Below are 25,739 nucleotides of genomic sequence, written 5' to 3'. Positions count from 1 at the left end.
ACCTCCAAGCCGTCGAATGACATGGGGAACCTGCGAGCCCGGGGAAAGCCCTGGGCGTCGACCACTCTCCGGCCAGTGGGGTGCCGAGGTCCAAGACGCGGACGTTCAATTCCATGCTGTTTTGGCATAGTTGGGCTCATGGATCTTGTCGCGGCATGCCGGGCGTTCGTCAGTGTGAGCGAGCACGGCAGCTTCACGGTGGGCGCGGCGGCGGCCCGGACGGCCCAGTCCGTGGTGAGCCGCCGCGTCGCCGCGCTGGAACAACGCCTCGGCGAGCGGCTGCTTGACCGGTCCTCGCGGGCGGTGACGCTGACGCCCTTCGGCCGGGACATGCTGCCGACGGCGAAGCAACTCGTGCGGCTCGCCGACCGGTTCGAGCACGAGGCGGAGGCCGCGCGACGCCGGCCGCTACGGCTCGCCGTACCCGCCGTCTGCCCGACCGGTGCCCTCGCCCGCCTCATCGCCCAGGCGCACGAGCAGCAAGTCCTCCTCGACCCGTTTCCCGCCGGGCCGGCCGAGCGGGCCGACCTCGTCACGTCCCGGCAGGTGCGCGCGGCGCTGCTCGCGGTGGCTCCCACCGAGGCGACCTGGACGGTGCCGCTGGGCCTGGCGGTCGCGCACGCCCCGGGCGGCGGGCCGATCTACCTGGACACCCTGCGCCCCGGCCGGGCCGACCGCGACCAGCGGCCCCGGCGCGTGTGGCTCCAGCCGGAGGACGACGTGCCACACGTCCGGGACCGTCTCGCCCGGCTGCGCGACGCCGTCGGGCTGCTCCCGGCCCAGCTGGCCGTCGCACCGGCCGTGGCCGCCGCCGCGGCGGACGTGCTCAGCCAGGGCGACGCACTGCTGTGCTCGGCCGCGCAGGCCCGCGAACTCCGCCTCCACTGGCGGCCCGTCGGCGAGCTGGGCCCCGGCTTCGCGCGGGGGTTCTCCCTGGCCGTGGCGGATGAGGCGGACGTCGACGCGGTCCGCGTACGCCAGGTGTGCGCGGACGGTATCAGCCGGTGCCTCGGCACCACGGAGCGCTCGGAGGCAGCCGCATGACCACCAGTACCGAGAGACTGCTCGGGGATCTGCGCCGGGCCCTGCGCGACGGCGGGCTGTACGGCTCGTTCCTCGTCCGGGACCTGGAGACGGGTGACGAGATCGGTATCGACCCCGACATCGAGTTACCCGTCGCGTCTCTGGTGAAGATCCCGCTCGCCCTGGTGACGCTGGAACGCATCCGGCGCGGGGAACTCGACGGCGCCACGGTGATCGAGGTGCCGCCGGGGCGGATCACCACTCCCGGTCCGACCGGCCTGAGCCGGTTCCGTCACGCCGCCCGCATCGCCGTGGAGGACCTGCTCTACCTCACCCTCTGCATCAGCGACAACAGCGCCGCCGACGCACTCTTCGAACTCACGCCGCCCGACCGGGTCGGGGCGGTGCTGCACGAGTTGGGGCTGCGAGGCATCGCAGTCCGGCACACCATGCGCGAGCTGATGGAAACCCCGGTGGAGCGTTTCGACCCGGCGGACGTGCACCTCGCGCACGCCCTCGCGATCGACGCCGGCACACCGGGGCGCGGCCACCGGGTGCCGCAGCTCGACATCTCGCGCGCCAACACCGGGACGGCACGGGCCTTCGTCGACCTCCTTCAGGCCCTCTGGCGGTCGCGGCCCGGGACCGAGAGCGACGAGTCCCCGACGACGCCCTCGGCGATCCACCCCGACGTCGCGGCACGGGTACGCGGCTTCATGGCCAACAACCTCGTGCGCAACCGCCTCGCCCCGGACTTCGACTCAGACTCCTCCACCTGGTCGTCCAAGACCGGCATGCTGCTCAATCTGCGCCACGAGGCAGGCGTCGTCGAACACGCCGACGGCCAGACCTACGCGATAGCCGTCCTGACCGAGTCACGGGTGGCCGCCGGCCGACAGCCTGGCGCCGACGCCCTCATGGGCCAAGTCGCCCGGCGGCTGCGCGACGAGCTCCGTTCGAGGTGGGGCTAGGTGTTCTGTCCACGGAGGTTGGCGACGGTGACGCCGTTGCGGATTCGGGCGGGCAGAACTCGGCCGAGACGACGTTCTTGCCGCCACCGACCCAGTCGCCGTTGAAGTTCAGAGCGATCATGTGCCGGCCGTCCTTGGTGCCGAAGGCCTGTGTCGAGGAGCCGTGGATACCGCCGGAGTGGCCCCAGACCTTGATCCCGCAGGTCGTCTCGTACTCGATGAGGCCCAGGCCGTAGTGCTGACGCGGCAGGTTGCCCTCGGTCGAGACCGTGGTCGTCATCTGCTGGAGCTGGGTGGGGCGCAGCAGCCTGCCGCCGAAGAGGGCGGTGTAGAAGCGGTTGAGGTCGGCGGAGTTGGTGACCATCTCGCCCGCCGCCCAGGCCCAGGACGGGTTGAGCTCCGTCACGTCGTAGGTCTTCCCCGGGTCCTCCGTGAAGGTGGAGTAGTGCCGGGTGGGCGCGGGGACATGCGGGTCGGTGCCGGGGAAGTACGTGGCGCGCATCGCGAGCGGTCTGGTGATGCGCCGCTCGATCTCCTCGGCGTAGGGCCTGCCGGTCAGCTTCTCGATGATCAGCCCCAGCAGGAGGTAGTTGGTGTTGGAGTACTTCCAGGAGGTGCCGGGTTCGAACTGGGGCGGGTTCTGCAGGGCGAGGGCGATGACCTGCTGTGGAGTCCAGTCGTCGTAGCGAGACTCGAGGAACTCGATGCCCAGCACCTTCTTCGAGAACGCAGCGTCCTCGGTGAAGTTGAAGATGCCGCTGGTGTGGTTCATCAGCTGACGGACCGTGATCTTCGTGCCGTCGTGGCCGTTCCCCCGTACCAGGCCAGGGAGGTAGTGGTCGACCGTGGCATCGAGATCGGCCTTCCCTTCCGCCTGGAGCTGGAGCAGGACGGTCGCCACCAGCGTCTTGGTGACGCTTCCCGCGCGGAACCGGTCGCCGTTGCCGCGGGGCTGCTGCGTGGAGAGGTCGGCGACGCCCGAGGTGCCCTTCCATCCCCCGCGGGTGTCGCGTACTTCGGCCACGACGCCCGGCACGCCCGCGGCGACGGCCGCGTCCATGGCGGCCAGGGTGGCAGCGTGCCGGGACTCCCGCGTCTCAGCGGCGGGCACCGTGCCGCCTGCCGCGGCCGCAGGCGTCGTCAGCAGGGCCGAACCTGCCGCTGCGATCGCTGTCACGCCCAGCAGCGTCCTCCGTGTCCGGCGTGTCGACATGTGCACCAACCCTCTCTCGGCCTGCGGGACACGCATCGTGCCGACCACCCCTAACCGGCCACCAACACCCCGCCAACGGCGATGATGTGACGTTGAACCCAGCCCGTTACTGAACGAAGATGATGTTCTTCGATCGATGTCGGACACCGGACGTTCGGTGTTCGGCGTCCGACGCGGGGGGAGGGCCGGTGAGGTTCGCAGTACTGGGATCGCTGACGACCATCGACGACGACGGCGTGGCCGTCGCCCTCGGCGGATCGAAGCCCCGCTCGTTGCTCGCCGTACTGCTGCTGGAGCCGAACCGCACGGTGCCGCTGGACACGGTGATGGCGGTGTTGTGGGGCGAGGAGCCACCGCCGACGGCCACCGCCTCGCTGCACAACCACGTCGCCCGGCTGCGGCGAAGCCTCCACGACGTCGGCGGCACACGGCTGCGCACCATGCCGCACGGGCTCGAAATACGCGTCGGCGAGGGTGAGTTGGACCGCGACGTGTTCGAACGGCGGGTACGCCGAGCGCAGGAGGCCCGCAACCGGGAGGACTGGGAGGTGGTGGAGCGGGACGCCGGTGCCGCCCTGGCGCTGTGGCGCGGCGCACCGTTCGCCGATGTGCCCGCCCTCGCCGGCCACCCCGTGGTGACGTTCCTCCAGGAGCAGCGGTTGCAGGCGCTCGAATGCCGCTTCGAGGCTCTCCTGCACCTCGACCGCCTCGATGGGCTCGCCGCCGAACTGGGCCTCCTGGTCAAGGAACATCCGTTCCGGGAGACGCTGCACCGCCAGCTGATGCTCGTCCTCGGCCGCACGGACCGCCGGGCCGAAGCGCTGGCACTCTTCCGGTCGCTGCGCCGGAGCCTGGTCGAAGAACTCGGGGTGGAGCCCGGCCCCGCCGTCCAGGACGCCCACCGGGAGGTGCTGCTCCGCAGCGCGGCCGTCCCGAACCGCGCATCACCCGCCGCTCCGGCGGCCGGCCCGCGGCCCCCGTCGACGGGGACGCCCCCGCGGCTGGCGCAGCTTCCCGCACCGCCCGGTGAGTTCGTCGGCCGTGCCGAGCAGATGGCCGAGATCCGTACGGAGCTGGAGTCCGGTCGCAGCCGCACTGCACTCGCCGTGATCAGCGGAATGCCGGGCGTGGGTAAGACGGGCCTCGCCCTGCACATCGCGGAACAGCTCCGGCATGCGTTCCCCGACGGCCAGCTGTATCTCAACCTCCACGGAGCCACACCCGGCGTGGCCCCCCTCGAACCCGCCGACGCCCTCGCCGTTCTCCTGCACGGCCTCGGGGTGGACGCCCGGCGGATCCCGTGCGATGTGGAGGCCGCCTCCGCCCTGCTGCGCTCCGCACTCGCCCCCACCCGAACGCTGCTCGTCCTCGACGACGCGGCCTCGGTGAGCCAGATACGTCCGCTGCTGCCGGCCGGCGCCGGCTGCGCCGTACTACTGACCAGCAGACGGCCGCTGGCCACCCTGGGAGCCGCCACGCATGTCCGGCTCAAGCCGCTCTCACCGCGGGACAGCGCCCTCCTGCTGGAGCGGGCCTCGGGCCGGTCCTGGGCCGCGTCCGACGCCGAACCGGTCGCCCGGCTCGTGGCTCTGTGCGGCCACCTGCCCCTGGCCCTGCAGGTCTCCGCAGCCCGTCTGAGGAGCCGGCGGAACCTTCCGGTGGAGAAACTGGTCGAACGCCTCGCCCGGCAGGAGGACCGCCTGGACCATCTCGAACTGGAGGACCTCAGCGTGCGCCGATCCCTGATGGCGGCCCATGAGGCGTTCCTGGGCTCGGACGACCCGCGCGACGGTGACGCCGCCGCAGCCCTGGTCCTCATCGGGGCGCTGGACCTGCCCGAGTACGGGGCACCGCTGATGGCCACCGCCATGGACTGCACGGAGCGCGGCGCCGACAGGGCCCTGGACCGTCTGGCGGAGGTGGCGCTGCTCCAGGAAGTGGGCTGGGGCCGCTACGCCCCGCACGACCTGGTCCGCGACTTCGCCCGGGAACTCGCCGGCCGGCCGGGTGAGCAGGCCCGGAACGCCGAAGCCGCCGAACGGTCCCTGCGCTGGTACCAGGAGCGGCTCGCACACTGCGCCGCGGCCCTGCGGCCGGGGACCGGGCGAGCGCCCGAGCACGCCGGGGGCCGGACCGGCACGGTCTTCGCCGATACGGCGGCGGCACTCGCCTGGGGTGACGCGGAAGCGCCGAACCTGCTGGTCCTGGCCGGCTCCGGTGCGCACGGGCGCCTGGACCCGACCCGCACCCTGGACCTGATCAATGCCTTGTTCCCCTACCTGCACGACCGCGGCCGGGTGCAGGATCTCGAACGGCTGACGCGGCACGCCATCACCCTTGCCAGGTCCAGCGGCAACACCGCGGCCGAAGGCCGGGCGCTGGGCCACCTCGCCTCCGCGCACTACTCGGCCGGACGCGTCCGACAGGCACTGCTGCTTCTGGACGAAGCCGTGGAGCTCAGCGAGCACCTCGCCGACGACATGGCCCGGATGCGTCACCTCGGCAACCGGGCCGCGCTGCTGCGTGAACTCAACCAGGACGCTGACGCCCGAGCAACGTTGGCACGGTGTCTCGCACTGCGCCCCGACCACCTCACACCCGGCGAGGAAGCGATGCTCCTCGGGCACCAGGGGTACGTGGCCGAACTCACCGATCTGCGCTTGGCCCTCTCGTACCACCTGCGCAGCAGGGAACGTGCCCGGGAGGCCGGCAGCGCCGTGATCGAGCAGGTCGCCCTGTGCAACATGGGCCGCACCCACCTGGGCCTCGGCGAGCCCGCCCGGGCCCTGCAGAGCTTCGAAGAGGCGCTGCGCGTCATGGCGGCCGACGTGGCGCACTGGAACGCGGAGCGGGAGACGCGACTGGGCCAGGCCCAGGCCCTGCGGACGCTGGGCCGACTCGGACAGGCCGGGGAAGTCTGCACGGCGCTGCTCCAGGAAGCCGCCACGCGCGGCGACTCCTACGGTCGGGGCCTCGCCGAGTACGAGTTCGGGCACGTCCTGAGAGCACTCGGGGACGAACGGGCGGCCCTGAGCCGATGGGTCAGCGCACTGTCCGCCCTGGAAGGAACGGACGCGCAGGTACTCGCCGACCTGCGTGCCCTGACGTCTGCCCCGACGGTCGCTGCCGACGGCTGACGGAACTGCGCGACGAGCGGCACCGCGACGGAGCCGCCAGGCGACTCCGTACCCACGAAGGGCGCAGTCAGCGGGTCGGGGTGATCCGTACGGTCTCGGCCCAGTCGGGGGGCTGAGGGGCGTCCTCACCGATCAGGACGACGATCAGACGGCAGGAGACGGGTTCCGGGGGCCACGGGGTGTACCCGTCGGTGAGCACGACGACGATGTTCGGCGGTTCGGGTGCGGCGAGCGCATTCCGGATGCCGACGGTCATGTCCGTCCCGCCACCGCCGGCCAGTTCGACCTGGTCGACGGCGGTCACCCTGGCGACGGCGTGGACGTCGGCGTCGCAGGCGAGGACGGCGACCCGGTTACCGCCGACGCCCACCTCGCGCAGCACGCCGGACACCTCGGCGAGAGCGGCCGCGAGATCGTCCTCGCCCATCGAGCCGGAGGTGTCGACGACGATCGCCACGCGTGGCAGCGGTCGGCGCAGGCTGGGCAGCACCACCCGGCCGCCGAGGGCCGGGGTGCGGCGCGAGGGGCGCCGGTAGGTGTAGTCGACCGCACCGCCCGCCCACGCGGCGGCCTCGCGGACGGCGCCGGTCAGCGCCTTGCGCCAGTCGACGGTGGGTTCCAGGACCTCCTCCGCCCAGCGCCGCCAGCCCGCCGGCACCGAACCCCGGGAGCGTCGGTGGGCGCGGACGGCCTGGGCGGTCTGGCGGCGCAGGGCCTCGGCCTCCACGGGGCCGAGCCCGGCCACGCCTTCGCCGCCCTTCTCCCCCAGGTCCCAGGGCACTGGGACTCCGTGCGCGCCGGACCCGCAGTCCACCGGGTGGAGGGACGTGGCCGGAATGCCGGGCAGGTACTCCTCGAAGAGTCCGCCCTCGGGCAGACCGAACATGCGGGGTTCCATGCGCCCTTCGGGCAGTCGCAGCCCGTCGGAGACCAGGTCGTCGTTGATCTCGCAGTCCTGGGCGATGTTGACCCGCAGGCGGTCGCGCTGGTCTGCCGCGGGCAGCCGGTCGGCCCGGCCGTGGTGGTCGCGCAGGAGGTGCGCCGCCTCGTGGATCCACACCCCGGCCAGTTCCTCGACGTCGGTCGCCTCGACGAAGTCAGGTGCGACGTAGCAGCGCCAGTACCGGTCGACGGCCATGGTGCGCACCTGCTGCGAGACGACGACTGTCAGGGCGTACAGGGCGGAGGCCAGGTACGGGCGTGCCTCGGCCGCTTTGTAACGCGCGGCCAGCAGCTTGGCGCGGTCCAGCCCGTCGGCCGGGCCCCCTGTGACAGCCATGGGGCCGGTCAGCGCGCGCCCGGCAGGGCGCCGGCGAGCTGGAGCAGTTCCAGGAAGGCGTCGATCCCGGGCGGGATCGGCCAGTCGGGCTCGCGCATTGCGGCGAGGTCGCGGGCGGCTCGCGCGGCCACGTCGGGCACTCCGGCGTCCACGGCCTTGGCGAGGACGTCCCAGCCCGCCTCCCAGCGGGGGCGAGTGGGTTCGCTCTGCACGGCGGCGACCACGGCGATGAGGAACGCCAGCTGGCGGTCGCCGCGTTCGGGGAGCGCGAAGGCCGACGGGTCGGCGAGCACCCGGTCGGGATCGGGCAGGTCCAGGTTCTCCAGGTACGACAGCAGCTCGATGCCGGCCGCCTCACCGACGGCGCCCATCACGGCGGCGGCCTGCGCCTCGCGTCCGGCGCCGGACGCGTACCCGGCGGCGAGCAGGCGCAGCGCCATCTCCCAGGTGCGCGGGGAGGGCCAGGCGCGGCCGCGGCCCTCGGCCTCTTTCGGCATGTGGTGGACCAGGCCGGGCCGGGCGGTCAGGAAGCCGCTGATCACGCCTCGGGCGCGGGCGACCGCGCCGGGCACGCGGCCGGGTTCCACCGCGGGGAGGATCGTCTCGGGCCAGGTGCCGGCCATGCCGCGGGCCACGGTGCGCGGGTCGTGTGTCCAGTCGAGGTGGACGAAGCGGTTGGCGAGCGGGGGGCTGAGGTGCCAGCCGTCGGCGGCGCTGGAGGGCGGGTTGGCGGCGGCGACGATCCGCACCGACTCCGGCAGGGCCAGGCTGCCGACCCGGCGTTCGAGGACCACCCGCAGCAGGGCGGCCTGCACGGCCGGCGGCGCCGAGGACAGTTCGTCGAAGAACAGCAGCCCGTGCCCGGTGCGCGCGAGCCGGACGGCCCAGTCCGGCGGGGCCATCGGCACGCCCGAGGCCGCCGGGTCTTCGCCGACGATCGGCAGTCCGGCGAAGTCGGACGGCTCGTGGACGCTGGCGACGACCGTCTCCAGGTGCACGCCGAGGGCGGCAGCGAGCTGTTCCATGCCGGCCGACTTGCCTATGCCGGGCTCGCCCCACAGCAGAACGGGCTGATTCGCCGTCACGGCCAGGGCGAGGGCCTCCAGTTGGGGGTTGCCGGCCGGTTCGGTGCGCGTGACGCGTATGCGGGCGTTGAGGGCGTCGGCCGCCGCGAGAGCGGCGGGAACGGGAAGGGAACCGGTCGTCATGCGTGGATGTCCTCGTCCTGTGCGGGCAGCTCTTCGTCCTCGTCCCAGTCGGGCTCGGAGTCCTGCTCGCTCATGTATTCGTCCCACCACTCGGAGCCGATGCCGGGGTGCTCCTGCAGCACGCGGCGGCGCAGGAACATCAGGTCGGTCCGTTCGTAACGGCGGATCACCTGGGCGAGGGAGAGCTCCATCTCGTCGATCACGTCGATCCTGGCGCCGGCGTCGAGGAGGTCCCTGACCAGGGCGGCGGACCCTCCGTAGTGGACGGCGCTCTGGAGCGGGGTGCGGTACGCCTTGTCCTGCGCCTCCAGGTCGAGCCCGGCGGCGAGCAGTCGCGGCAGCAGCTCCCGGTGGTCGAGCAGATGGAGGACGTGCAGCAGGCCGCGCCCTCTGCGGTCGCGGACGTGCGGGTCCGTTCCGGCGTCGAGCAGCGCCAGCACGGCGGGGGTGTCCCCGTGCTGGACATGCTGGAACAGCTCGCGCCGCTGGTCCCGCAGGGCGCGCGGCAGCCGTCCCTCGCCACTGGTCCAGGCGTGCTGGGTGGCGAAGCAGCCGGACACGGAGCCGCCGAAGGCGCGCAGGGCGAGTTCGCGCTGCCGCTCCTGCTCGGTGTGCGGGATGTCGAGCACGCCGTTCCTGGACACGACCTCGTGCCATACGCCGCCGCAGCGGACGCGGACCGGCGCGGGCGTCGTCGGGCCGGGCGGGCCGGCAGCGGGTCCGGCCTGCGGGAACAGCGCGGCGGCGACCAGCGGGTGCAGGTCCTCGGGCCGGATCCGGCCGGCGCGCAGCAGGCCGATGTCGGGCAGTCGCTGCCAGGCGTACGAGGGCAGGCGGGGGACGTCCTCCTCCTGGCCGCGGTCCCTGCCGACGACCTGGGCCGGGGCCCCGTCGGCGGCCGCGAGGGTGACCCGAAGGCAGCCGCGCCAGTCGACGGGGATGCGGAAACACGTGCCGCGTCCGGCGCGCTCCAGCAGCCGGACCTCGGGGGCGATGCGGGTGAGGTCGGGTGCGAAGTACGTGATGAGCTGGGCGACGTCGAGCTGCCGGTAGGAGCGCGGGCCCTGCGGTGGAGGGGTGAGGTCGAGGTCGAGTCCGGCGGCGGCGTACGCCTCGATGTGGGCGCCACGGGCCTGCAGGACGGCGACCCACTCGGCGCGGGCGGCAGGGTCGGCGGGGCCCGGGTCCTCGGCGGGCAGCTCCTCGGCAGCGAGCGGGGTGCCGTCCGGGTGGAGGAACGGCAGACGGCCGGAGCCGGCGGGGCCCGCGCTGTGGCGCAGTTCGCCGGTGCGGCGGACGTCCCAGAAGCGGCGGGCGGCGGTCCAGTCCTCGGTGACGTACGTCAGGCCGTGGAGCCGGTCACGCGCGGGCGCGATGGCGGGACCCAAGTGCAGCCGGAGCCGCTGCGGTCCTTCCAGCATCGGGGAGTTCGTCAGCGACAGGACGGGGCCGGAGCTCCCGTATGCGGCGAGGACGACCCGCCGGCCGGGGGTGAGCGTGGTGTGGCCGTTGAGCGTGCGCGGCAGGTGCCAGCGCAGCAGGTCCGGTGCCAGGTGGCGCAGGTCGTCGGTCACCCGGGCTGCCGCGTCGGGGCCGTACCGGTCGGCTATCCGCTCCGGGTCGAGGTCGTCCGGGACGTCCACCGCGGCCGCGGCACAAGCGGCCCGCCAGTCACCTGCCAGGCGTGCTTCCGTGGCGCGTTCGATCATCCAGCCGGGGACGGCGTAGCGGCGGATGCGGGCCCAGGCGGAGGCGTCCTCGGGCGACAGGGCAGCGGGTGGCAGCGGACGCCGGCTCATCGGTACACGCTGCCGATCGCACGCAGGTCGGGGTGGGTCGGCCGGGCGGGGCGCAGCCGCTCGGCGAAGGACCGCTTGACGCGACGGGGCAGGCCGGGGCCGAGGCCCACGTACTCGAGGCGGTGCCGCTCGGGCAGCGCGGCGAGCAGGCTCTTCGCGCCGCGGCCGGTGATGCCGGTGTGGCGCAGTTCGAGGCGGCGCAGCGGGCTGCCGGGCAGGGCGGCGGCCAGGGCCCGGGCGCCGTCGTCGCCGGTGGCGTTGCCGGTGGAGCCGAGGCTGCGTTCGGACATGGCCCGGCCGAGATCGAGGGTCTCGATGCCGTCGAGGGCGTCGGCGAGGGCGCGGGCGCCCGCGGGGCCGATGCCGTTGCCGCCGAGGCCGAGCCGGACGGGCCTCGCGGGGTCGGTCGCGGCGGCCAGGACGGCGGTGCCCTCGTCGCCGAGGTGGTTCGCCGTCAGGTAGAGCTCACGGACGCCGGCGTCACGGACGAGAGCGGCGAGCAGCGGGGCGTCGGCGGCGGTCAGGCCGTTGCCGCCCAGGAAGAGCCGTTCGAGCGGGGCCTCCCGGTCCAGGAGTGCGTCGAGGAGCACCCGTACGCCCGCGGGTCCGATGCCGGAGTTGACGAGATCGAGGGTGCGCAGGGTGGTGTTGCGGCGCAGCAGCCCTGCGAGAGTGCGGGCACCGGTCTCCCGGACGGGATTCCGCTTGAGCCACAGGGCGCGGAGCGTGGTGTCGTCGGCGAGTGCCGCGGCGAGGGCGGTCACGCCGTCCGGGCCGATGCGGTTGCAGCCGAGGTAGAGGGTGTGGATCCCGTGGGAGGCGCCGGCGTCCCGCGCGGCGACCAGGGCGTCGGCGACTGACCGGACTCCGTTGTCGCCGAGGGAGTTGGTGCCGAGGAGCAGATGGGCGGCGTGCGGGGAGGCGGTGGCGACCGGCAGCAGCCGGGCGGCGCCGTCGGCGCCGAGTCCCTGCTTGCACAGGTCCACCCGACCGTCGGCGCGCAGGGTGCCGAGCGGAAAGGTCTCGTCGTCGGCAACGGGCCGTGCGTCGGCGAGGCGGGCCATCAGCGGCCCGAGCTCCTCGGGGTCGGCGAGCGGCAGATCGGGGTGCTCGATCGCGGGGCAGCGCACGGGCGTTGTCGGCTGGGTCATCACCACTCCACCGGTCTTCGCCGGGGCCCGGCGTCCGCGTCGACATCAAGTAGGCGCAAGACCGGTCGGATTCGAACCGACGTCCTCCAGCTCGATGCGTGGGCGCGACGACCTCTGCGCTACGGCCTTGCTGCGCACGATCATAGCCACACTCCGCACCTGATTTCGATCACCAGTGTGATGCGATTGCGCCAGGCGGCGCGGCCGAATATATGCGTCCGGTCGGCGGGGCACGGACGCCCCGACACCAACTCCATGGTGGAAACGCGCACTCCGACGCCCAAACCGCACACGAGGAAGTGGCGCACATGACCTCCGCAGCATCCGCTCCCCCAACGCCCGGCAACCTCAAGCACATCGTCGCCGACAGCCTCGAGAACCGGCGGCTGTACGAGGAGAGCGAGGCACGGCTGCTCGCCGCAGCCGAATGACGACGGCTGCGCGGGCGGGCTACGCGAGCGGCTTCAGTGCCCCGCCGTAGTCCGCCCAGCGGCCCAGGTCCCGTCGTCTCCGTGCGATGTACGCGCGCCGACGGCGACATCGAGCAGTGCCGCACGCCACGGCTGCCCGACGCCCCGGAGGCAGCTCGTCAGGTCAGGCTCGACGGGACGATGCCGTAACGGCGCATCTTGCGGTACATCGTGGCGCGGGAGATACCAAGGTCCTGGGCAGTGCGCTGGACGTTGGAGTTGTGGTCCATCAACCCACGCAGGATGGCGTCGCGTTCCAGCGCCTCGATGGTGGTCAGGACCTTGTGCGAGGACACCCGGCATTCCGGCGGCAGGTCCTCCGCATGGATCATCGGGCCGGAAGGCCGCCGCGCCAGCCCGCGCATCACCGACTCCAGCTGCCGGACGTTCTCCGGCCAGGGACATCGCTGCAGCATGGTCAGGGCATCCGGGGAGAACCTGCTCTCACCGCTCGGCCGGTACTTGCGCAGGAAGAACCGCGCCAGGTACTCGATGTCCCCGGGGCGATGGCGCAGGGGCGGCACCTCCACCAAGGCACCGCAGAGCTGGTCGAGCTGGTCATCGGTGCCGACCATCGACGGCTGGCTGGTCAGGACCAGTTGCCCGGTGGCGGTGCCGTCCAGGTGCGTCAGCAGGTTCCTCAGTCGCTGCCGCAGCTGGTCGCCCAACAGGTGAACGTCGCGCAGGACAAGCACGTTGGACGACACGGCGAGCAGCTCTCCGATGTCATGCAGCCAGCCCTCGGTGACGGCAGGCGCATCGGACAGCGGCGGCTGCGTCGTCTCCAGCCGGCGTCCGGCGCCGTGGGCCCGGTGCAGGGCCTCGACCAGCGTCCTCTTGCCGACACCGGCTTCGCCCAGGAGATGCAGCGAAGTCCCGGCCACGAACGCCGCCTGGCTGTCGGCGACCGCGCGCAGCCAGTGCGGTGACGAGCCCACCAGTCCCAGGCCGGACCGGGCAGGCGCGGCGGAAACCGCGGGTCCCTGCTGCGGGCGTCCGATCAGCCGGACTCTGAAGACGGCGCCCGCGTCGCTGTCCTCGCGCCGACAGCGACTGACCCTGAGTTCGGCGACCCGTCCGGAGGGCAGGGCGATGCTGCGCGTCCCCTCCGTCCGGGGGCTGTCGGCGATCTCACGGGCGTGGTCGAGCAGCGCGTAGTGATCCGGCCCGGTCACCGCCGTGCTGAGCTGCTCGTTCATCATGACGACATCGCGGTTCAGGGCCAGCACGGGGCCCGGACGCACCGAGGAGCACGCCTCCATGTAGTCATGGAACAGGGCCCGCTCGCGCCGCGAGGTGATCGCCGCGATCTCACCTTCGATCTGGGCCGCGACCGAGCGGGCGAAGGCCATCAGCATGCCGTCGGAACCCTGACGGATGGTGGTGAGGTTGAAGGCCCCCAGCAGGGTGCGCCGGGTGGGATGCAGGATCGGCACGGCCGCGCAGTGGAAGTCCCGCAAAGCCTCGACGTAGTGCTCCATTCCGGCGATCATGACCGGGCGGCCGCTGGCCAGCGCGGTCCCGATGCCGTTGGTGCCCACGTAGCGCTCGGCGAACACATGGCCCGGGGCCAGCTGCACGCGGTTGAGGTTCGTCGTCAGCCCCTCGTGGGACACCTTCCGGGAGAGCACCACGCCGTTCCGGTCCGTGATCATGATGGACACCGGGTCGTCGGCGAGCTGCTCGTGCAGCCTGTCCAGGATCGGCAGCGCCGCCCTGGCGAGGGGGCTGTCGAGGTTGGGGTTGTCCAGGTACGGAGCGTCGAGGCTGCCCGACGGCACCTTGTGCTCCATCGAGCGCTGCCACGAGGCCACGACAAGCGGCCGGGCGCTTGGATCGTTGGTGACTTCCAGGTAGAGCTCTCTGGCTGCTCTCAGCGAGCTTCCGGGCTGGTGGCGGGGCATTAACACTCCCGTACTGCGCGCGTCACATTCCCTCAATGCAGTGATTGGACCAGCCCGACGGCGTGGCGCCTACGGCGTGTATCACATTGAGACATCCGCGGACGACTTCTGAGACATCGACCTGCGAGCGGCGGCCTGTGTAATCGGCGCACCATCCACCCGCCGACCCACAGGGAGCCGCCATGAAGGCCGTGCAGGTCATCGAGTACGACGAGCCGCCCGTGCTCGTGGACGTGCCCGATCCGCAGATCACCGGTCCGCTGGATGTGATCGTGAAGATCGGGGGCGCCGGAGTCTGCCGGACCGATCTGCACATCCTCGAAGGACAGTGGAAGGAAAAGAGCGGGGTCGCCCTCCCGTACACGATCGGTCACGAGAACGCAGGCTGGGTCGCGGAGGTCGGGCAGTCCGTCACCCACGTCGAGGTCGGTGACCCGGTCATCCTGCACCCGCTGGTGACCTGCGGTCTGTGCCGCGCCTGCCGGGCCGGCGACGACGTGCACTGCATGAACTCGGCCTTCCCCGGCATCGACGCCGACGGGGGCTACGCCGAGTACCTGAAGACCAACGCCCGCTCGGTCGTGCCGCTCGCTCCGTCCCTCGAGCCGGCCTCGGTGGCGGCCCTGGCCGACGCCGGGCTCACGGCGTACCACGCTGTCGCCAAGGCGGCCCGGGTACTGCGGCCCGGTGACAGGGCCGTGGTCATCGGTGCCGGCGGGCTCGGGCACATCGGAATCCAGGTGCTGCGGGCCCTGTCGCCGGTCGAGATGATCGTCATCGACCGCAGCCCGGAGGCCCTGGCGCTGGCCGAGGAACTGGGCGCCGACCACACGCTCGTCGCGGACGGAAGCGAGGTCGACCGTGTGCGGGACCTCACCTCGGGGCACGGGGCGGAGGCCGTCCTGGACTTCGTCGGTGAGGGGGGTGCCGTCGAGACGGGCGTGGCCTGCCTGCGCCGCAACGGCAACTACTACGTCATCGGCTACGGCGGCCACCTCCACGTTCCGACGATCGACGTCATCTCCACGGAGATCAACTTCATCGGGAACCTCGTGGGGTCCTACAACGACCTCTCCGAGCTGATGGTCCTGGCCGCCCGCGGCAAGGTCACCCTGCACACCCAGCGCTACCCCCTCGCCTCCTTCCAGCAGGCCCTCGACGACCTGGACGCCGGGGCCGTGCGCGGCCGAGCGATCTTGATCCCCTGACACCGCAGGAGCAGCCCCATGCGCAGCAGACCGTACCCGGCCCTGGTCGCCGTCGCGGCCGTCGCGGCCCTGACCGCCACCGCGTGCACCGCCCAGAGCCAGGAACAGCAAAAGCCCAAGGGAAAGGCCGCGCTCTTCAAGCCCGGCTCGGAGATCAGCTACCAGAAGTACGGCAAGGACTACCCGGCCACGAAGGTCAAGGACGTCCCCGGGCCCTGCAGCTACGAAGCGATCAGCCGCAAGGACTACTCCGGACAGACCCTGAAGATCATCAGTCACGCCGTCCCCGTCATCGGCGAGCCGACTCAGCTGCACGCCAAGCAGTTCGAGGACATCACCGGCGGGAAGGTCGAGGTCGTCAACGTCCCCTTCGGTGAGCTGCACCAGAAGATCCTCACGCCCCTTCAGGCGGGCCAGCCGGCGTACGACGTCATGTTCTACCCGTCCCTGTGGATCGGCGACATGGCCCCCTATCTGGCACCGGTACCGAAGAAGTACCTGAACACCCCCGGCATGAAGGACGTCACCAAGGCCTACATGGACGTGGCGACCTGGGACGAGAAGGTCGTGCAGTACCCGGTGGACGGTGACCGGCACTACCTCAAGGTCCGCACCGATGTGCTGAAGGACCCCAAGCGGCAGGCGGAGTACAAGAAGGCCACGGGCAAGGACCTGAAGGTCCCCACGACGTGGGCCGAGTACCAGCAGATAGCCGAGTTCTTCAGCGGCAAGGACTTCGACGGCGACGGCAAGCGCAACTACGGCAGTGCCGAGGTGACCAAGCGCGACGACCTGACGTTCTCCGCGTTCATCAGCCGGGCGGCGCCCTACGTGAAGAACGCGGACGTCGAGGGCGGTGTCTTCTTCGATGTCGAGACCATGCAGCCGCTGATCAACACGCCCGGCTTCGTCCGCGCCCTGGAGGACATGGTGAAAGCCAAGTCCACGTGGGCACCCGGCGGCGCCAACTTCGGCCTGGGAGACGAGATCTTCTCGTTCGGCGGCGGGCAGACGCTGATGTCGTACTCGTGGGACGACGCCTTCATCCAGGCCCAGCAGCCGGACAGCAGGATCCGCAACGAGGTCGAGGCGGCGCCGCTGCCGGGCTCCGGCGGCCAGCAGCAGCGCGTCGCGATGGCCCGCGCCCTGGCACGCGCCACCGGCATCCTCCTGCTCGACGAGCCGCTGGCGAACCTGGACTACAAGTTGCGCGAACAACTGCGCGACGAATTCAAGACCCTCTTCTCGGACCGGGGGGACACGATCGTCATCTACACGACCACCGAACCCGCCGAGGCGATGATGCTCGGTGATGTGGTGCTGGTCATGCACGAGGGGCGGATCCTCCAGACCGGCACCCCGCAGGAGGTCTTCGAACGCCCGGCGACCACCACGGTGGCGTCCATCATCGACGACCCGCCCATGAACATCTTCGCGGGCCGGATCGAGGGCGGCCAGGTCACGGTCGCCGGCTTCCAGGCCACACACGCCTCCGCCCACCTGGCCGATCTTCCCGACGGCGCCTACCAGTTCGGACTGCGCGCGACGGACGTCGGCCTGGCCGCCGGCGGGGTCGAGGGCGAGGTCACCTTCGTGGAGATCTCCGGTTCCGAGACCTTCGTCCACGTGGTCGTCGGCGAGAGCCCCTTCGTCGTACAGATCGAGGGCATCCACGACGTCGCCCTCGGCGACCTGGTCAAACTACGGCTCCGTCCCGACCGGCTGTTCGCCTTCGACGAGCAGGGAACGCTCGTGCGGACACCTTCGTACGATCTCGCTTCAGTGGAAGGGCGTTGACATGGCGCAGTTGGACATCGTCGACGTCGGGCACGCGTACGCGCCGGGTGTCGAAGAGGAGCGGTGGGCTCTCAAACCGCTGAACCTGACCTTCGAGTCCGGTACGACGTATGCACTGGTCGGCCCCTCGGGCTGCGGCAAGACGACGCTGCTGAACATCCTGTCCGGCCTGGTCAGACCGTCCCAGGGACGGGTTCTGTTCGACGGTGTCGACGTCACCGCCCTGCCCACGAAGGCCCGCAACATCGCCCAGGTCTTCCAGTTCCCCGTCATCTACAAGTCGATGACGGTCTATGAGAACCTCGCCTTCCCGCTGCAGTGCCGACGTTGGGACAGGGCGAGGATCGACGCCAAGGTCCGGCAGGTCGCCGAGGCCCTGGACCTGCACGGCCGGCTCAGGCAGCCCGCCCGCGGGCTCACCGCCGACGACAAGCAGCTGATCTCGCTCGGCCGCGGCCTGGTCCGGGACGACGTCGCGGCCGTACTGATGGACGAGCCGCTCACCGTCATCGACCCGCAGCTGAAGCACTTGCTGCGGCGCAAGATCCGTGCGATCACCGAGCAGTTCAGGCCCACCGTGATCTACGTGACGCACGACCAGTACGAGGCGATGAGCTTCGCGCAGGAAGTGCTGGTGATGAAGGACGGCCGTGCCGTGCAGCAGGGCACCCCGGAGCAGCTCTTCGAGGCACCCTCGTCCTCCTACGTCGGCTACTTCATCGGTTCACCGGCGATGAACTTCCTGACCGTGGACCGGGGCAACGGAAGCCTCGCGCTGGGTGGCCGGGCGCTGTCCGCCGCCTGGGACATCCCGCACAGCACGACCGAGGTCCAGGTGGGCGTCCGGCCCGAGTACGTCAAGATCGTCACGGACCCCGGTCCCAACACCTTCCCCGGCACTCTGCGGAGCGTCACGGACCACGGCGCGCAGCGCGTGCTCGAGGTCGAGGTGGCCGGGCAGCTCGTAAGGACCAAGACACCGCGGGAGGAGGGAGTGCCGGCGGGCGAGGAGGTCCTGGTCCATCTGCCGCGCGCCAAGGTTCTTCCGTACGCGGACGGTCAGTTGGTACTCCAGCCGTCATGACCCGCCGGGCACGCCCGCGCCACCTGCCCGTCCCACCGTGGGGGCCGCCGACCGGGCGGCCCGCCACGGGCGTGGGGCGACGACGCCGTGCCGGGATTGTTGCGACGCGTCCGTTCTCGCGGGTCCGCGGGCCGGCGGCGGCAGGCCGAGGTCGCGGTCAGGTGAACATGCCGGCCAGTGACTGTTCGGTCCACACGGTCTTGCCCTCGCGGGAGTAGCGGGTGCCCCAGCGTTCGGCCATCTGGGCCACCAGGAACAGGCCGCGCCCGCCCTCGTCGGTGGTACGGGCGCGGCGCAGGTGGGGTGAGGTGTGGCTGGTGTCGCTGACCTCGCACACCAGACACCGTTCACGGATCAGCCGCAGGGTCGCGGGGCCACTGGCGTAGCGGTAGACGTTGGTGACCAGTTCACTGGCGATCAACTCCGTCGTGAACGCCAGGTGCTCCAGACCCCATTCGCTCAGCTTGGCCGAGGTCAATGCCCGGGCCCGGGCGGCGCTGGCAGGCTCCAGCGGCAGACGCCAGGAGGCGACATCGTCCGCCGGCAGCACGCGGGTGCGGGCGATCAGCAACGCGACGTCGTCGCTGGGGCGCGCGGGCACGAGTGAGTCGACCACCGCTTGGCAGGTCCGTTCCAGCGGGTCCGCGGGGCGGCTGAGCGCGGCGCACAGCTTGGTCAGGCCGACGTCGGCATCGATGTGACGCTCGCCGATGAGTCCGTTGGTGTACAGGCGCAGCAGGCTTCCCTCAGCCAGTTCGACCTCCCGGGCCTCGAACGGCAGGCCGCCCAGGCCGAGCGGTGGGCCGGCGGGCAGGTCGAGCAGAGCCGCCTGTCCGTCCGGAGCGGTCACCACCGGTGGCGGGTGGCCGGCGCGGGCCACGGAACACCGCCCGGAGACCGGGTCGTACACGGCGTACAGGCAGGTGGCGCCGACGACCTGCTCGCCCACGGGCCGTTCGCCGGCTGCTTCCTGTTCGGCCGCCAGCAGAAGGACCAGATCGTCCAGGCGGGAGAGGACCTCGTCCGGCTCCAGGTCGAGGCTGGCGAGCGTGTGTACGGCGGTACGCAGCCGGCCCATGGTGGCGGCGGCGTGGATGCCGCGTCCCACCACGTCGCCGACGACGAGGGCGATCCGTGCCCCGGACAGGGGAATGACGTCGAACCAGTCACCGCCCAGGCCAGGGGCCGCGCTGGCCGGCAGGTACCGCAGGGCCACCTCGACGGCCGACTGGTCCGGAACCGCCCGGGGCAGCAGGCTGCTCTGCAAGGTGAACGCGGTCTGCTGCTGCTGGGTGAAGCGCCGGGCGTTGTCGATGGCGACGGCGGCACGTGAGGCGAGTTCCTGGGCGAGGGTGAGATCGTCGGCCTCGAAGGGATCGGGGCGGCGCGAACGCCACAGGGTCATCACGCCCAGCACCAGGCCACGTGCGGCAACTGGGACCGCGATCAGCGAGTGGGCGCCCAGGTCCGGAGCGTGGTCCCCCTGGCGGCCTTCCCTGGAGGACCAGTCGGGCGGGAGAACCGGTTCCAGGACGGGCCGTCCTTCGGCCAGGCATCTGGCCTGGGGTGCGTCAGGCCCGAACTCCACCGGATCGCCCTGGGGGTGGGGCGGGCCGGGTTGCTGGGCACCGACGCTGCAGGCCCCCACTCGTACTACGGGCCCCGCAAGGGCCTGCGTCAGTTCCTCACCGCGCGTCACCTGCTGAAGCAGGTCCACTGACGCATGGTCGGCGAGGTGAGGCACCATCACCTCGGCGAGTTCCCGGGCGGTCTCTGCCACGTCGAGCGTGGTTCCGACACGGCTGCCGGCCTGGTCGAGGAGCGCGAGCCGACGCTGGGCCCGATGGCGTTCGGTGATGTCCTCGATCATCTCGGCCACACCCAGGATGCGGCCGGAAGGATCCGCCATCGGAAAGGACGAGACCATCGCGACCCGCTCTCGTGCCGGATCCTGCTCCAGACGAACGAACTGCTCGGAGTAGAGCATCGGCCTTCCGGTCTCGATCACCTGGCGCACACGGTCCACGGCCCTGCGTGCGTCATCGGGGAGGAGGAAAGAACCGGTGGGCAGCCCCCGAAAGTCCGCTGCCGGGACGCCGCTGAAGCGTTCGATGGCCCGGTTGACCCGGAGAATCCTCAGGTCAGGGCCGTGGACGACCAGGCCGATCGGGCATCGGCGGTACAACCCGTCCAGGACCGCGCGGTCCCTCTGCCACTCCAGGACGTCCACCGCGAGGGCCCCGGCAAGAAACCACTCACGGACCCGGCCGTCGCGTGAGAGCGCATGGGCCCTGAGCCCCATCTCCACGAGCCGCCCGTCGCGGTGCCGTAGGTTGAGCGCCCCGAACCAGCCGCCGGCCCTCCTGCAGCTCGCCGCGGCCCTCCTTGCGGCCGGCAGATCGCGAGGATCGACAAGGGCCTCGAAAGCCGGACGGCCGATCACGGCTGTGTCCGGATAGCCGAGTAGTTCCTGGGCCCGCCGGTTCCATCCGACCACGGCTCCCCGGTCGTCGAGCACCGCCAAAGCGGCAAGGTGCAGGGCGAACGGATTGTCGTGGATCTCGCTGAACTCCGTCATCCGCTTCTCCACCGCTGGACACCACCTTGCACTCCGGGTCGGTGGCCAGGCGTTCCTGAATGCCCCGCTGATCTGCTGTTGCCTGGTAAGCCTAGTGAACCCGGTGCGGCCGCGGCCTCGCCCACGGCGCGGCACGCCGTGGCGGGCACGAGGGATTACGGCAGGCGGTGACGCTCGAATCCGTCGCCGAAGGTGGTGGTCGGCATCCAACTCATTACTCAGGGCAGCAACACCTGCGCAATGCCCCGAGCGGCGATGACGGAGCGGGGGCGGTCCCCACGGGTCATGGCCCCGACCTGGACCGCCCCGCCGGCTCGGTCGGGCGCCGTGGCGAGCGGTACTGCGTGCGGGCCGGTTCCAGACCGCTCTGCATCGCATGGTGGGTCGTGTCCGGCAGACCGTCGGCGGTCGCCCTGTGTGAGCAGATGGCGATCACGCGTGCGGTTGTCGTCCGTCGTGCGGCACGGGATGCTGAGGGAGCACGAAGGGAAGCGGTGTCATGGGTCGTTTTCCGAAGGCGGCCAACGTCGATTTCCACAGTCCCTTGGAGCTCTCCAAGGCCGCCACCGCGGTGCTGGACCACGAAGGCCGCATTTCCGGGTGGGGATCCTCAGCCCAGCGCTTCCTCGGACATACACCCGAGGATGTGCTGGGCCAGTCGGCCGCCCGGCTGCTGGCAGCGACCCCGGAGCAGCGGCTGTCCGCCCTCTGCAGAGCGCACAGCCCTCGCAGCACCGTCTTGGACCTGTGCTGTCGAGACGGACGTACCCTGCGCGCGGCCGTGACGTTCAGCCCGCTCGCGCACCGGGGCGCCGCTGCGACCGTCGTGGTCGCGGCCGACCTGGAGGCGCTACGCGGCTGGGAGGCGCAGCTGGCGGTGCTGCAGGGACTGGCGACCGAGTCTTCCGTGGGGCTGACGATCTTCGATACCGACATGCGCATCGTCTGGGGGAATGTCTCCACCGATCTGGAGCTCGCGGGGATCGCCCAGTACATCGGCCGACCGGCCGCGGATCTCTTTCCTGAAGGCGAATTCATCTCCCGCCACCACCCTCCGGACGAAGACCAGGTGATGCAGCACGTGCTGACGACGGGGGAACCGATCACCGGCATGCACTATCGCGGACGCGCCCCCGCCGACCCGGTACGCGAGCACGTCTGGTCCTGCTCGTACCACCGGCTGCTGGACGCCCGAGGCGAACCGCTGGGGCTGTTCGAGGAGTCCCTGGACATCACCGACCGCTACCGCGCCCAGGAACGCCTGTCGCTGCTGGTGCGGGCAGGAAAGCGCATCGGTGCCTCGCTGGACGTGCGTCGTACAGCCGCGGAGCTTGCCGACGTGGCGATACCGCAGCTCGCCGACGAAGTGCTGGTGGACCTGCCGCCGGCCGTCATCGAGGGACGGCAGCCGCCGACGGGGCCGGCGCCGGGGCACAATCTGCTGCGGATGCACGGCCGGACCCCGGAAGAGTTCCGGACCAGTCCCGTCTCCTACCCACCCTCGTCACCGCAGGCTCTGAGCCTGGCCACCAGCCGCCCTGTCGTCGACGCCTGCCCGCCCGACGCACCGGGCGAGGTGGGATCGGCCGCCTCGCACTCCTGCCTCTTCGTCCCGCTGCTCACCCGCGATGCAGTCCTGGGCCTTGCCACCTTCCGGCGCAGCAGCAATCCCGACCCCTTTGGCGCCGAGGAGCAGACGCTCGCCGTGGAACTGGCCGAGCGAGCCGCCGTCGGCATCGACAACGCCCGCCGTTACACCAGCCAACATGCGGCGGCCCTGGTACTGCAGCGAAGCCTGCTGCCACAGAACCTGCCCGAGCAGAGCGCGGTCGACGTGGCGTACCGCTACCTGCCGGCCGACAGCCGCGTGGGCGTGGGCGGCGACTGGTTCGACGTGATCCCGCTGTCCGGTGCCAGAGTGGGCCTGACCGTCGGCGACGTGGTGGGCCACGGCGTGCACGCGGCCGCGACCATGGGCCGGTTGCGCGCCACCGTACGGACTCTGGCCTTGCTGGACTTGGATCCGGCCGAGTTGCTCACCCGGCTGGACGACCTGGTCGCACAGGACTCGGAGTCCCACGCGGACGACGGGCTGAGCGACGAGGCGCTCGGGGTGACCTGCCTGTACGCGATCTACGACCCGGTCAGCGGCCGGTGCGTCTGGGCGAGCGCGGCCCATCCCCCGCCGATCGTGGCCGATGCGAGCGGCTCGGTGGCCTTGTCCGCGCTGGCGCCGGGGCCGCCCCTGGGGCTGGGCGGCCTGCCCTACGAGAACGTTGAGCTGAGCCTGTCCAAAGGCAGCCTGGTGGCGTTCTTCACCGACGGCGTCGTGGAGGACCGGCGCACCGATATCGACAGCGGAATCGACCGTCTGGCCCATGTGCTCACCTGGCAACGCCGCCCCGTGGAGGAGCTGTGTGACCGGGCGCTGTCGACCTTGCCACCCGGACCACAGGCGGACGATGCCACGCTGCTGCTCGTCCGCACCCGGCGGCTCGACGCCGACCATGTGGCGGACCTGGAGCTGCCGCCCGACCCGGCCATGGTGGCTCACGCCCGCACACTCACTGAGCGCCAATTGGCGACCTGGGGCCTGTCCGAACTGTCGTTCACCGCTGCACTCGTGGTGAGCGAGCTGGTCACCAACGGCATCCGGTACGCCACCGGCCCCGTCATGCTGAGGCTGATCAGGGATCGCAGCCTGCTGTGCGAGGTCTCCGACAACGCGCACACCGCACCCCACCTGCGGCGAGCGCGTCGGGACGACGAGGGAGGCCGCGGCCTGTTCCTCGTCGCCCAGGTGTCCCAACGCTGGGGCACGCGGTACACCTCGTCCGGGAAGACCATCTGGGCCGAGCTGGCCACCCCCTAGGAGCGCCTTGCTGCGAGGTCGGGGGCGGCACGGGCTGCCTCGATGAGCGCAGCCCGCGGTGATCAGCGCCGCCCCCTGACACCCACCCCCACGTTGGGTGACGCACTTGGAGCAGTGAGACGACCTGCCCTACCTTCGCCGCAAGGACCGTCATGACCGCCACCCATCACGCCAGACCGAGCCGGCACGCGACGCCGCAATCCCCACCGCCTTCCGCATGCTCGGGCTGCAACTATGCGGGCACACGATCTCAGCACCGGTATGGTCGCGGAGCCAAGCGGTCAGCGTCTCGGAATTCCGGTCTGGCAGGACATCGACGAGCTGATGAGTTTCGACGTCGACGAGGATCGTTCCGAAGCGACGGCCGCGGCGGGAGGCGAACTCGTCCACGCCGAGCACCCGTGGGGCCTGGTCCGGCACGGCCGGAGCTCGCCCGCTGGTAGGGCTCGCTAACACCGTCGATCTGTTCGGCAAACGTCCGGCGTTGGCAGGTTGGGGTATCACAGAAGAACCGGCGGACGGTCAGCCGAACCAGCACCGGCCTGCCCGGCGACAGGACAGTCGTCCGGCTGACGACCGTAACGGCTGTGGACCCGGCGGGATGCGACACCGCAGTCCGGACACGCTCTCGACGAACGTGTGCTGGACAGCTGGACCGGCGTCCCGTCCACGAGCGCCTCCACACACTCCACCCGCACACCAGTAGTCCCAGGAAAGAACATGCCCTCGGCCGATAAACAGACATCCCCCATGAGCAGAGCATTGGCAGAGGTAACCTCGCGCCATGACCGATGACCTGGTACAGCGAGCGCACTGGGGTGACTTAGCACGCCAGTTGGAGATGGTGAAGGATGCCGCCCCCAGACACGAGCCCCCAGACGTGCTGCTTCTCCCCGCTCGTCCGGGTGTTTCCGCGTAGGGGCGGCGGTTGTCCCTACTCAAGCAGTCGCAGCGCCGAGAGTATCGACACGCACAAGGTCATCCACAGGATGAAGGCTCCGCCCCCGTATAGAAATGCGCCTGCCGGATTGGTGCCCGACGCCCAGGATAGGAAGCCTGCCACGAGTGCCACGAGCAAGGAGGACAGGGCGGCGATCATCAGGAAGAGCGCCTTGACGTATGGTTCCCGCTGCACCGAACGATTCCTTCAGCTGCGGACCGGGCGCAGCCTAGGAATTCATGGTCACGCTGCGAGTCGCATGGGCGGCAGGGTTCGGGTCCCGGTCGTCCCGGACCTCCGCACGACGCGGCCCACCGGTGGGGCGTTACGAGTGCTGGCCCCGGTCAGAGCTGTACGAAGATATACCCGTCCCTTAGAACCGACGGCCTCCAGCCGATCGCGGTGCCCGGCGAAGACGAGGCAACGCGGGCCAACGAGCAGGAGCAGAACGGCACGCAGATTCCGGCTGCTCGCACGGTCGAGCCCCAGAACGTCACGGAACTGCTCAATCAGCATCTCAAGCGGTGAGCCCCAAGATGAGAGCTCTGCACCGAACGCGTTCGCCACGATGCGCTCGAAATCCACTTGACGGAGCAGACGCACAAGACCTGTGCGTACCAGACGCCCCATCAGTTGCAGCATCGCATGGGTCTTCCCCTCGCCTGCTGCCAGCCAGTTTGGGGACATCCCACCGGCTGCGGGTGTGGTGTTGTCGAAGATGGCCTTGGCATGAGCGAGTTCATGGAGGGCTGAAGCAGCTCGAACCGCCGCCGAGCGACGAGCGATTGCACCACGCGACGGCGCCAGCATGACGTCAAACGTCAAAGGCCGGAGTGTCGCGTCCGCGCCAACTGGCGTCGATGGGAAGGCGGGACAGCGTATGTGATCCGCCATGGGTCCGTATGCACCAGCGAGCAGACGCTGGTTGGCGGGCGAGAGCACACTGCCATGCTCGAGATGCACGGCACCAGCGGCTTCCGGGCACACGCCCGACTCACACCACCAATACCACGGCGCCGTTGAGATGGTGGTGTAGCTCAAGGCGCCTCCCCTCATGCCAGATGGCTCTCATGATACCGGGATGCAGCGCCGAGGTCTGAAACTC

General features: G+C 71.0%; 18 protein-coding genes and 1 pseudogene. 9 read left to right on the top strand and 10 right to left on the bottom strand.

Annotated features, from left to right (window positions below; genetic code table 11):
* Window positions 1-138: 138 nt before the first annotated feature.
* Together ACKTSN_RS42765 and ACKTSN_RS42760 are read left to right on the top strand one after the other, a co-directional pair.
* The gene (locus ACKTSN_RS42765) at window positions 139-1,044 is read left to right on the top strand and encodes a LysR family transcriptional regulator (protein ID WP_409473984.1); all 906 of its coding nucleotides are present in this window, start codon (window positions 139-141) and stop codon (window positions 1,042-1,044) included.
* Window positions 1,041-1,994: a serine hydrolase gene (locus ACKTSN_RS42760; RefSeq protein ID WP_409473983.1), complete on the top strand. Its 954-nt coding sequence runs from the start codon at window positions 1,041-1,043 to the stop codon at window positions 1,992-1,994. Before ACKTSN_RS42765 ends, ACKTSN_RS42760 begins: the two co-directional genes overlap by 4 nt.
* Here ACKTSN_RS42760 and ACKTSN_RS42755 read toward each other — a convergent pair.
* A complete protein-coding gene (locus ACKTSN_RS42755; protein WP_409473982.1) occupies window positions 1,939-3,207 on the bottom strand; it encodes a serine hydrolase domain-containing protein in 1,269 nt (422 codons plus the stop codon). The two genes, ACKTSN_RS42760 and ACKTSN_RS42755, sit on opposite strands and share 56 nt — an antisense overlap.
* A 188-nt stretch (window positions 3,208-3,395) precedes the next feature.
* On the opposite strand from ACKTSN_RS42755, the gene ACKTSN_RS42750 reads away from it, so the two are divergent.
* Window positions 3,396-6,344, top strand: coding sequence for an AfsR/SARP family transcriptional regulator (locus tag ACKTSN_RS42750; protein ID WP_409473981.1), 2,949 nt, complete (start codon window positions 3,396-3,398; stop codon window positions 6,342-6,344).
* A 67-nt stretch (window positions 6,345-6,411) separates the two neighbouring features.
* Here ACKTSN_RS42750 and ACKTSN_RS42745 read toward each other — a convergent pair whose 3' ends face one another.
* From ACKTSN_RS42745 to ACKTSN_RS42725, 5 genes and pseudogenes are all read right to left on the bottom strand, one after another.
* Window positions 6,412-7,623 (bottom strand): vWA domain-containing protein, encoded by a 1,212-nt coding sequence (locus tag ACKTSN_RS42745; RefSeq protein ID WP_409473980.1) that lies wholly within the window; start codon window positions 7,621-7,623, stop codon window positions 6,412-6,414.
* Window positions 7,624-7,631: 8 nt separating this feature from the next.
* Window positions 7,632-8,831: an AAA family ATPase gene (locus ACKTSN_RS42740; protein WP_409473979.1), complete on the bottom strand. Its 1,200-nt coding sequence runs from the start codon at window positions 8,829-8,831 to the stop codon at window positions 7,632-7,634.
* Window positions 8,828-10,630: an ankyrin repeat domain-containing protein gene (locus ACKTSN_RS42735; RefSeq protein ID WP_409473978.1), complete on the bottom strand. Its 1,803-nt coding sequence runs from the start codon at window positions 10,628-10,630 to the stop codon at window positions 8,828-8,830. The genes ACKTSN_RS42740 and ACKTSN_RS42735 overlap by 4 nt, the downstream gene beginning before the upstream one ends.
* Entirely contained in the window at window positions 10,627-11,781 is a 1,155-nt protein-coding gene (locus tag ACKTSN_RS42730; protein ID WP_409473977.1) for a gala protein, read from the bottom strand. The genes ACKTSN_RS42735 and ACKTSN_RS42730 overlap by 4 nt, the downstream gene beginning before the upstream one ends.
* Before the next feature lie 56 nt (window positions 11,782-11,837).
* Window positions 11,838-11,910 (bottom strand): annotated as a pseudogene (locus tag ACKTSN_RS42725).
* A 179-nt stretch (window positions 11,911-12,089) separates the two neighbouring features.
* Here ACKTSN_RS42725 and ACKTSN_RS42720 point away from each other — a divergent pair.
* Complete coding sequence (locus ACKTSN_RS42720; RefSeq protein WP_409473976.1) at window positions 12,090-12,212, top strand: hypothetical protein; 123 nt, start codon at window positions 12,090-12,092, stop codon at window positions 12,210-12,212.
* Between the two features lie 158 nt (window positions 12,213-12,370).
* Here the strand turns inward: ACKTSN_RS42720 and ACKTSN_RS42715 are convergent, their stop codons facing one another.
* Window positions 12,371-14,155 (bottom strand): sigma-54-dependent Fis family transcriptional regulator, encoded by a 1,785-nt coding sequence (locus tag ACKTSN_RS42715; RefSeq protein ID WP_409473975.1) that lies wholly within the window; start codon window positions 14,153-14,155, stop codon window positions 12,371-12,373.
* A 182-nt stretch (window positions 14,156-14,337) separates the two neighbouring features.
* On the opposite strand from ACKTSN_RS42715, the gene ACKTSN_RS42710 reads away from it, so the two are divergent.
* Genes ACKTSN_RS42710 through ACKTSN_RS42700 form a run of 3 tightly spaced genes read left to right on the top strand, consistent with a single transcriptional unit; the run spans window position 14,338 to window position 18,244 of the window.
* Window positions 14,338-15,363, top strand: a complete 1,026-nt coding sequence (locus ACKTSN_RS42710; protein WP_409473974.1) for an NAD(P)-dependent alcohol dehydrogenase — start codon at window positions 14,338-14,340, stop codon at window positions 15,361-15,363.
* 18 nt (window positions 15,364-15,381) lie between these two features.
* Window positions 15,382-17,160, top strand: coding sequence for an extracellular solute-binding protein (locus ACKTSN_RS42705; RefSeq protein ID WP_409473973.1), 1,779 nt, complete (start codon window positions 15,382-15,384; stop codon window positions 17,158-17,160).
* A 1-nt stretch (window position 17,161) separates the two neighbouring features.
* Window positions 17,162-18,244, top strand: a complete 1,083-nt coding sequence (locus ACKTSN_RS42700) for an ABC transporter ATP-binding protein (RefSeq protein ID WP_409473972.1) — start codon at window positions 17,162-17,164, stop codon at window positions 18,242-18,244.
* A 157-nt stretch (window positions 18,245-18,401) separates the two neighbouring features.
* Here ACKTSN_RS42700 and ACKTSN_RS42695 read toward each other — a convergent pair whose 3' ends face one another.
* The gene (locus ACKTSN_RS42695; protein ID WP_409473971.1) at window positions 18,402-20,822 is read right to left on the bottom strand and encodes a SpoIIE family protein phosphatase; all 2,421 of its coding nucleotides are present in this window, start codon (window positions 20,820-20,822) and stop codon (window positions 18,402-18,404) included.
* 499 nt (window positions 20,823-21,321) lie between these two features.
* On the opposite strand from ACKTSN_RS42695, the gene ACKTSN_RS42690 reads away from it, so the two are divergent.
* Window positions 21,322-23,694 (top strand): SpoIIE family protein phosphatase, encoded by a 2,373-nt coding sequence (locus ACKTSN_RS42690; protein WP_409473970.1) that lies wholly within the window; start codon window positions 21,322-21,324, stop codon window positions 23,692-23,694.
* Window positions 23,695-23,844: 150 nt separating this feature from the next.
* Here the strand turns inward: ACKTSN_RS42690 and ACKTSN_RS42685 are convergent, their stop codons facing one another.
* The gene (locus ACKTSN_RS42685) at window positions 23,845-24,042 is read right to left on the bottom strand and encodes a hypothetical protein (protein WP_409475062.1); all 198 of its coding nucleotides are present in this window, start codon (window positions 24,040-24,042) and stop codon (window positions 23,845-23,847) included.
* On the opposite strand from ACKTSN_RS42685, the gene ACKTSN_RS42680 reads away from it, so the two are divergent.
* The gene (locus ACKTSN_RS42680; protein ID WP_409475136.1) at window positions 23,956-24,147 is read left to right on the top strand and encodes a hypothetical protein; all 192 of its coding nucleotides are present in this window, start codon (window positions 23,956-23,958) and stop codon (window positions 24,145-24,147) included. The genes ACKTSN_RS42685 and ACKTSN_RS42680 overlap by 87 nt on opposite strands.
* 730 nt (window positions 24,148-24,877) lie before the next feature.
* On the opposite strand, the gene ACKTSN_RS42675 is transcribed toward ACKTSN_RS42680, so the two are convergent.
* Window positions 24,878-25,675, bottom strand: a complete 798-nt coding sequence (locus tag ACKTSN_RS42675) for a hypothetical protein (RefSeq protein WP_409473969.1) — start codon at window positions 25,673-25,675, stop codon at window positions 24,878-24,880.
* Window positions 25,676-25,739: the final 64 nt, after the last annotated feature.

The organism is Streptomyces flavusporus (assembly GCF_046267975.1).
GTDB lineage: Bacteria > Actinomycetota > Actinomycetes > Streptomycetales > Streptomycetaceae > Streptomyces > Streptomyces flavusporus.
The sequence above is the reverse complement of the archived record's forward strand: the minus strand, read 5'-3'. Positions and strand labels throughout refer to the sequence as shown.

Coding starts and splice junctions, on each gene's coding strand:
- ACKTSN_RS42745 (WP_409473980.1), bottom strand. CDS start 7,623: ATGGCTGTCACAGGGGGCCCGGCCGACGGGCTGGACCGCGCCAAGCTG.
- ACKTSN_RS42720 (WP_409473976.1), top strand. CDS start 12,090: ATGACCTCCGCAGCATCCGCTCCCCCAACGCCCGGCAACCTCAAGCAC.
- ACKTSN_RS42765 (WP_409473984.1), top strand. CDS start 139: ATGGATCTTGTCGCGGCATGCCGGGCGTTCGTCAGTGTGAGCGAGCAC.
- ACKTSN_RS42680 (WP_409475136.1), top strand. CDS start 23,956: ATGGTCGCGGAGCCAAGCGGTCAGCGTCTCGGAATTCCGGTCTGGCAG.
- ACKTSN_RS42715 (WP_409473975.1), bottom strand. CDS start 14,155: ATGCCCCGCCACCAGCCCGGAAGCTCGCTGAGAGCAGCCAGAGAGCTC.
- ACKTSN_RS42755 (WP_409473982.1), bottom strand. CDS start 3,207: ATGTCGACACGCCGGACACGGAGGACGCTGCTGGGCGTGACAGCGATC.
- ACKTSN_RS42730 (WP_409473977.1), bottom strand. CDS start 11,781: ATGACCCAGCCGACAACGCCCGTGCGCTGCCCCGCGATCGAGCACCCC.
- ACKTSN_RS42700 (WP_409473972.1), top strand. CDS start 17,162: ATGGCGCAGTTGGACATCGTCGACGTCGGGCACGCGTACGCGCCGGGT.
- ACKTSN_RS42690 (WP_409473970.1), top strand. CDS start 21,322: ATGGGTCGTTTTCCGAAGGCGGCCAACGTCGATTTCCACAGTCCCTTG.
- ACKTSN_RS42695 (WP_409473971.1), bottom strand. CDS start 20,822: ATGACGGAGTTCAGCGAGATCCACGACAATCCGTTCGCCCTGCACCTT.
- ACKTSN_RS42735 (WP_409473978.1), bottom strand. CDS start 10,630: ATGAGCCGGCGTCCGCTGCCACCCGCTGCCCTGTCGCCCGAGGACGCC.
- ACKTSN_RS42740 (WP_409473979.1), bottom strand. CDS start 8,831: ATGACGACCGGTTCCCTTCCCGTTCCCGCCGCTCTCGCGGCGGCCGAC.
- ACKTSN_RS42705 (WP_409473973.1), top strand. CDS start 15,382: ATGCGCAGCAGACCGTACCCGGCCCTGGTCGCCGTCGCGGCCGTCGCG.
- ACKTSN_RS42710 (WP_409473974.1), top strand. CDS start 14,338: ATGAAGGCCGTGCAGGTCATCGAGTACGACGAGCCGCCCGTGCTCGTG.
- ACKTSN_RS42760 (WP_409473983.1), top strand. CDS start 1,041: ATGACCACCAGTACCGAGAGACTGCTCGGGGATCTGCGCCGGGCCCTG.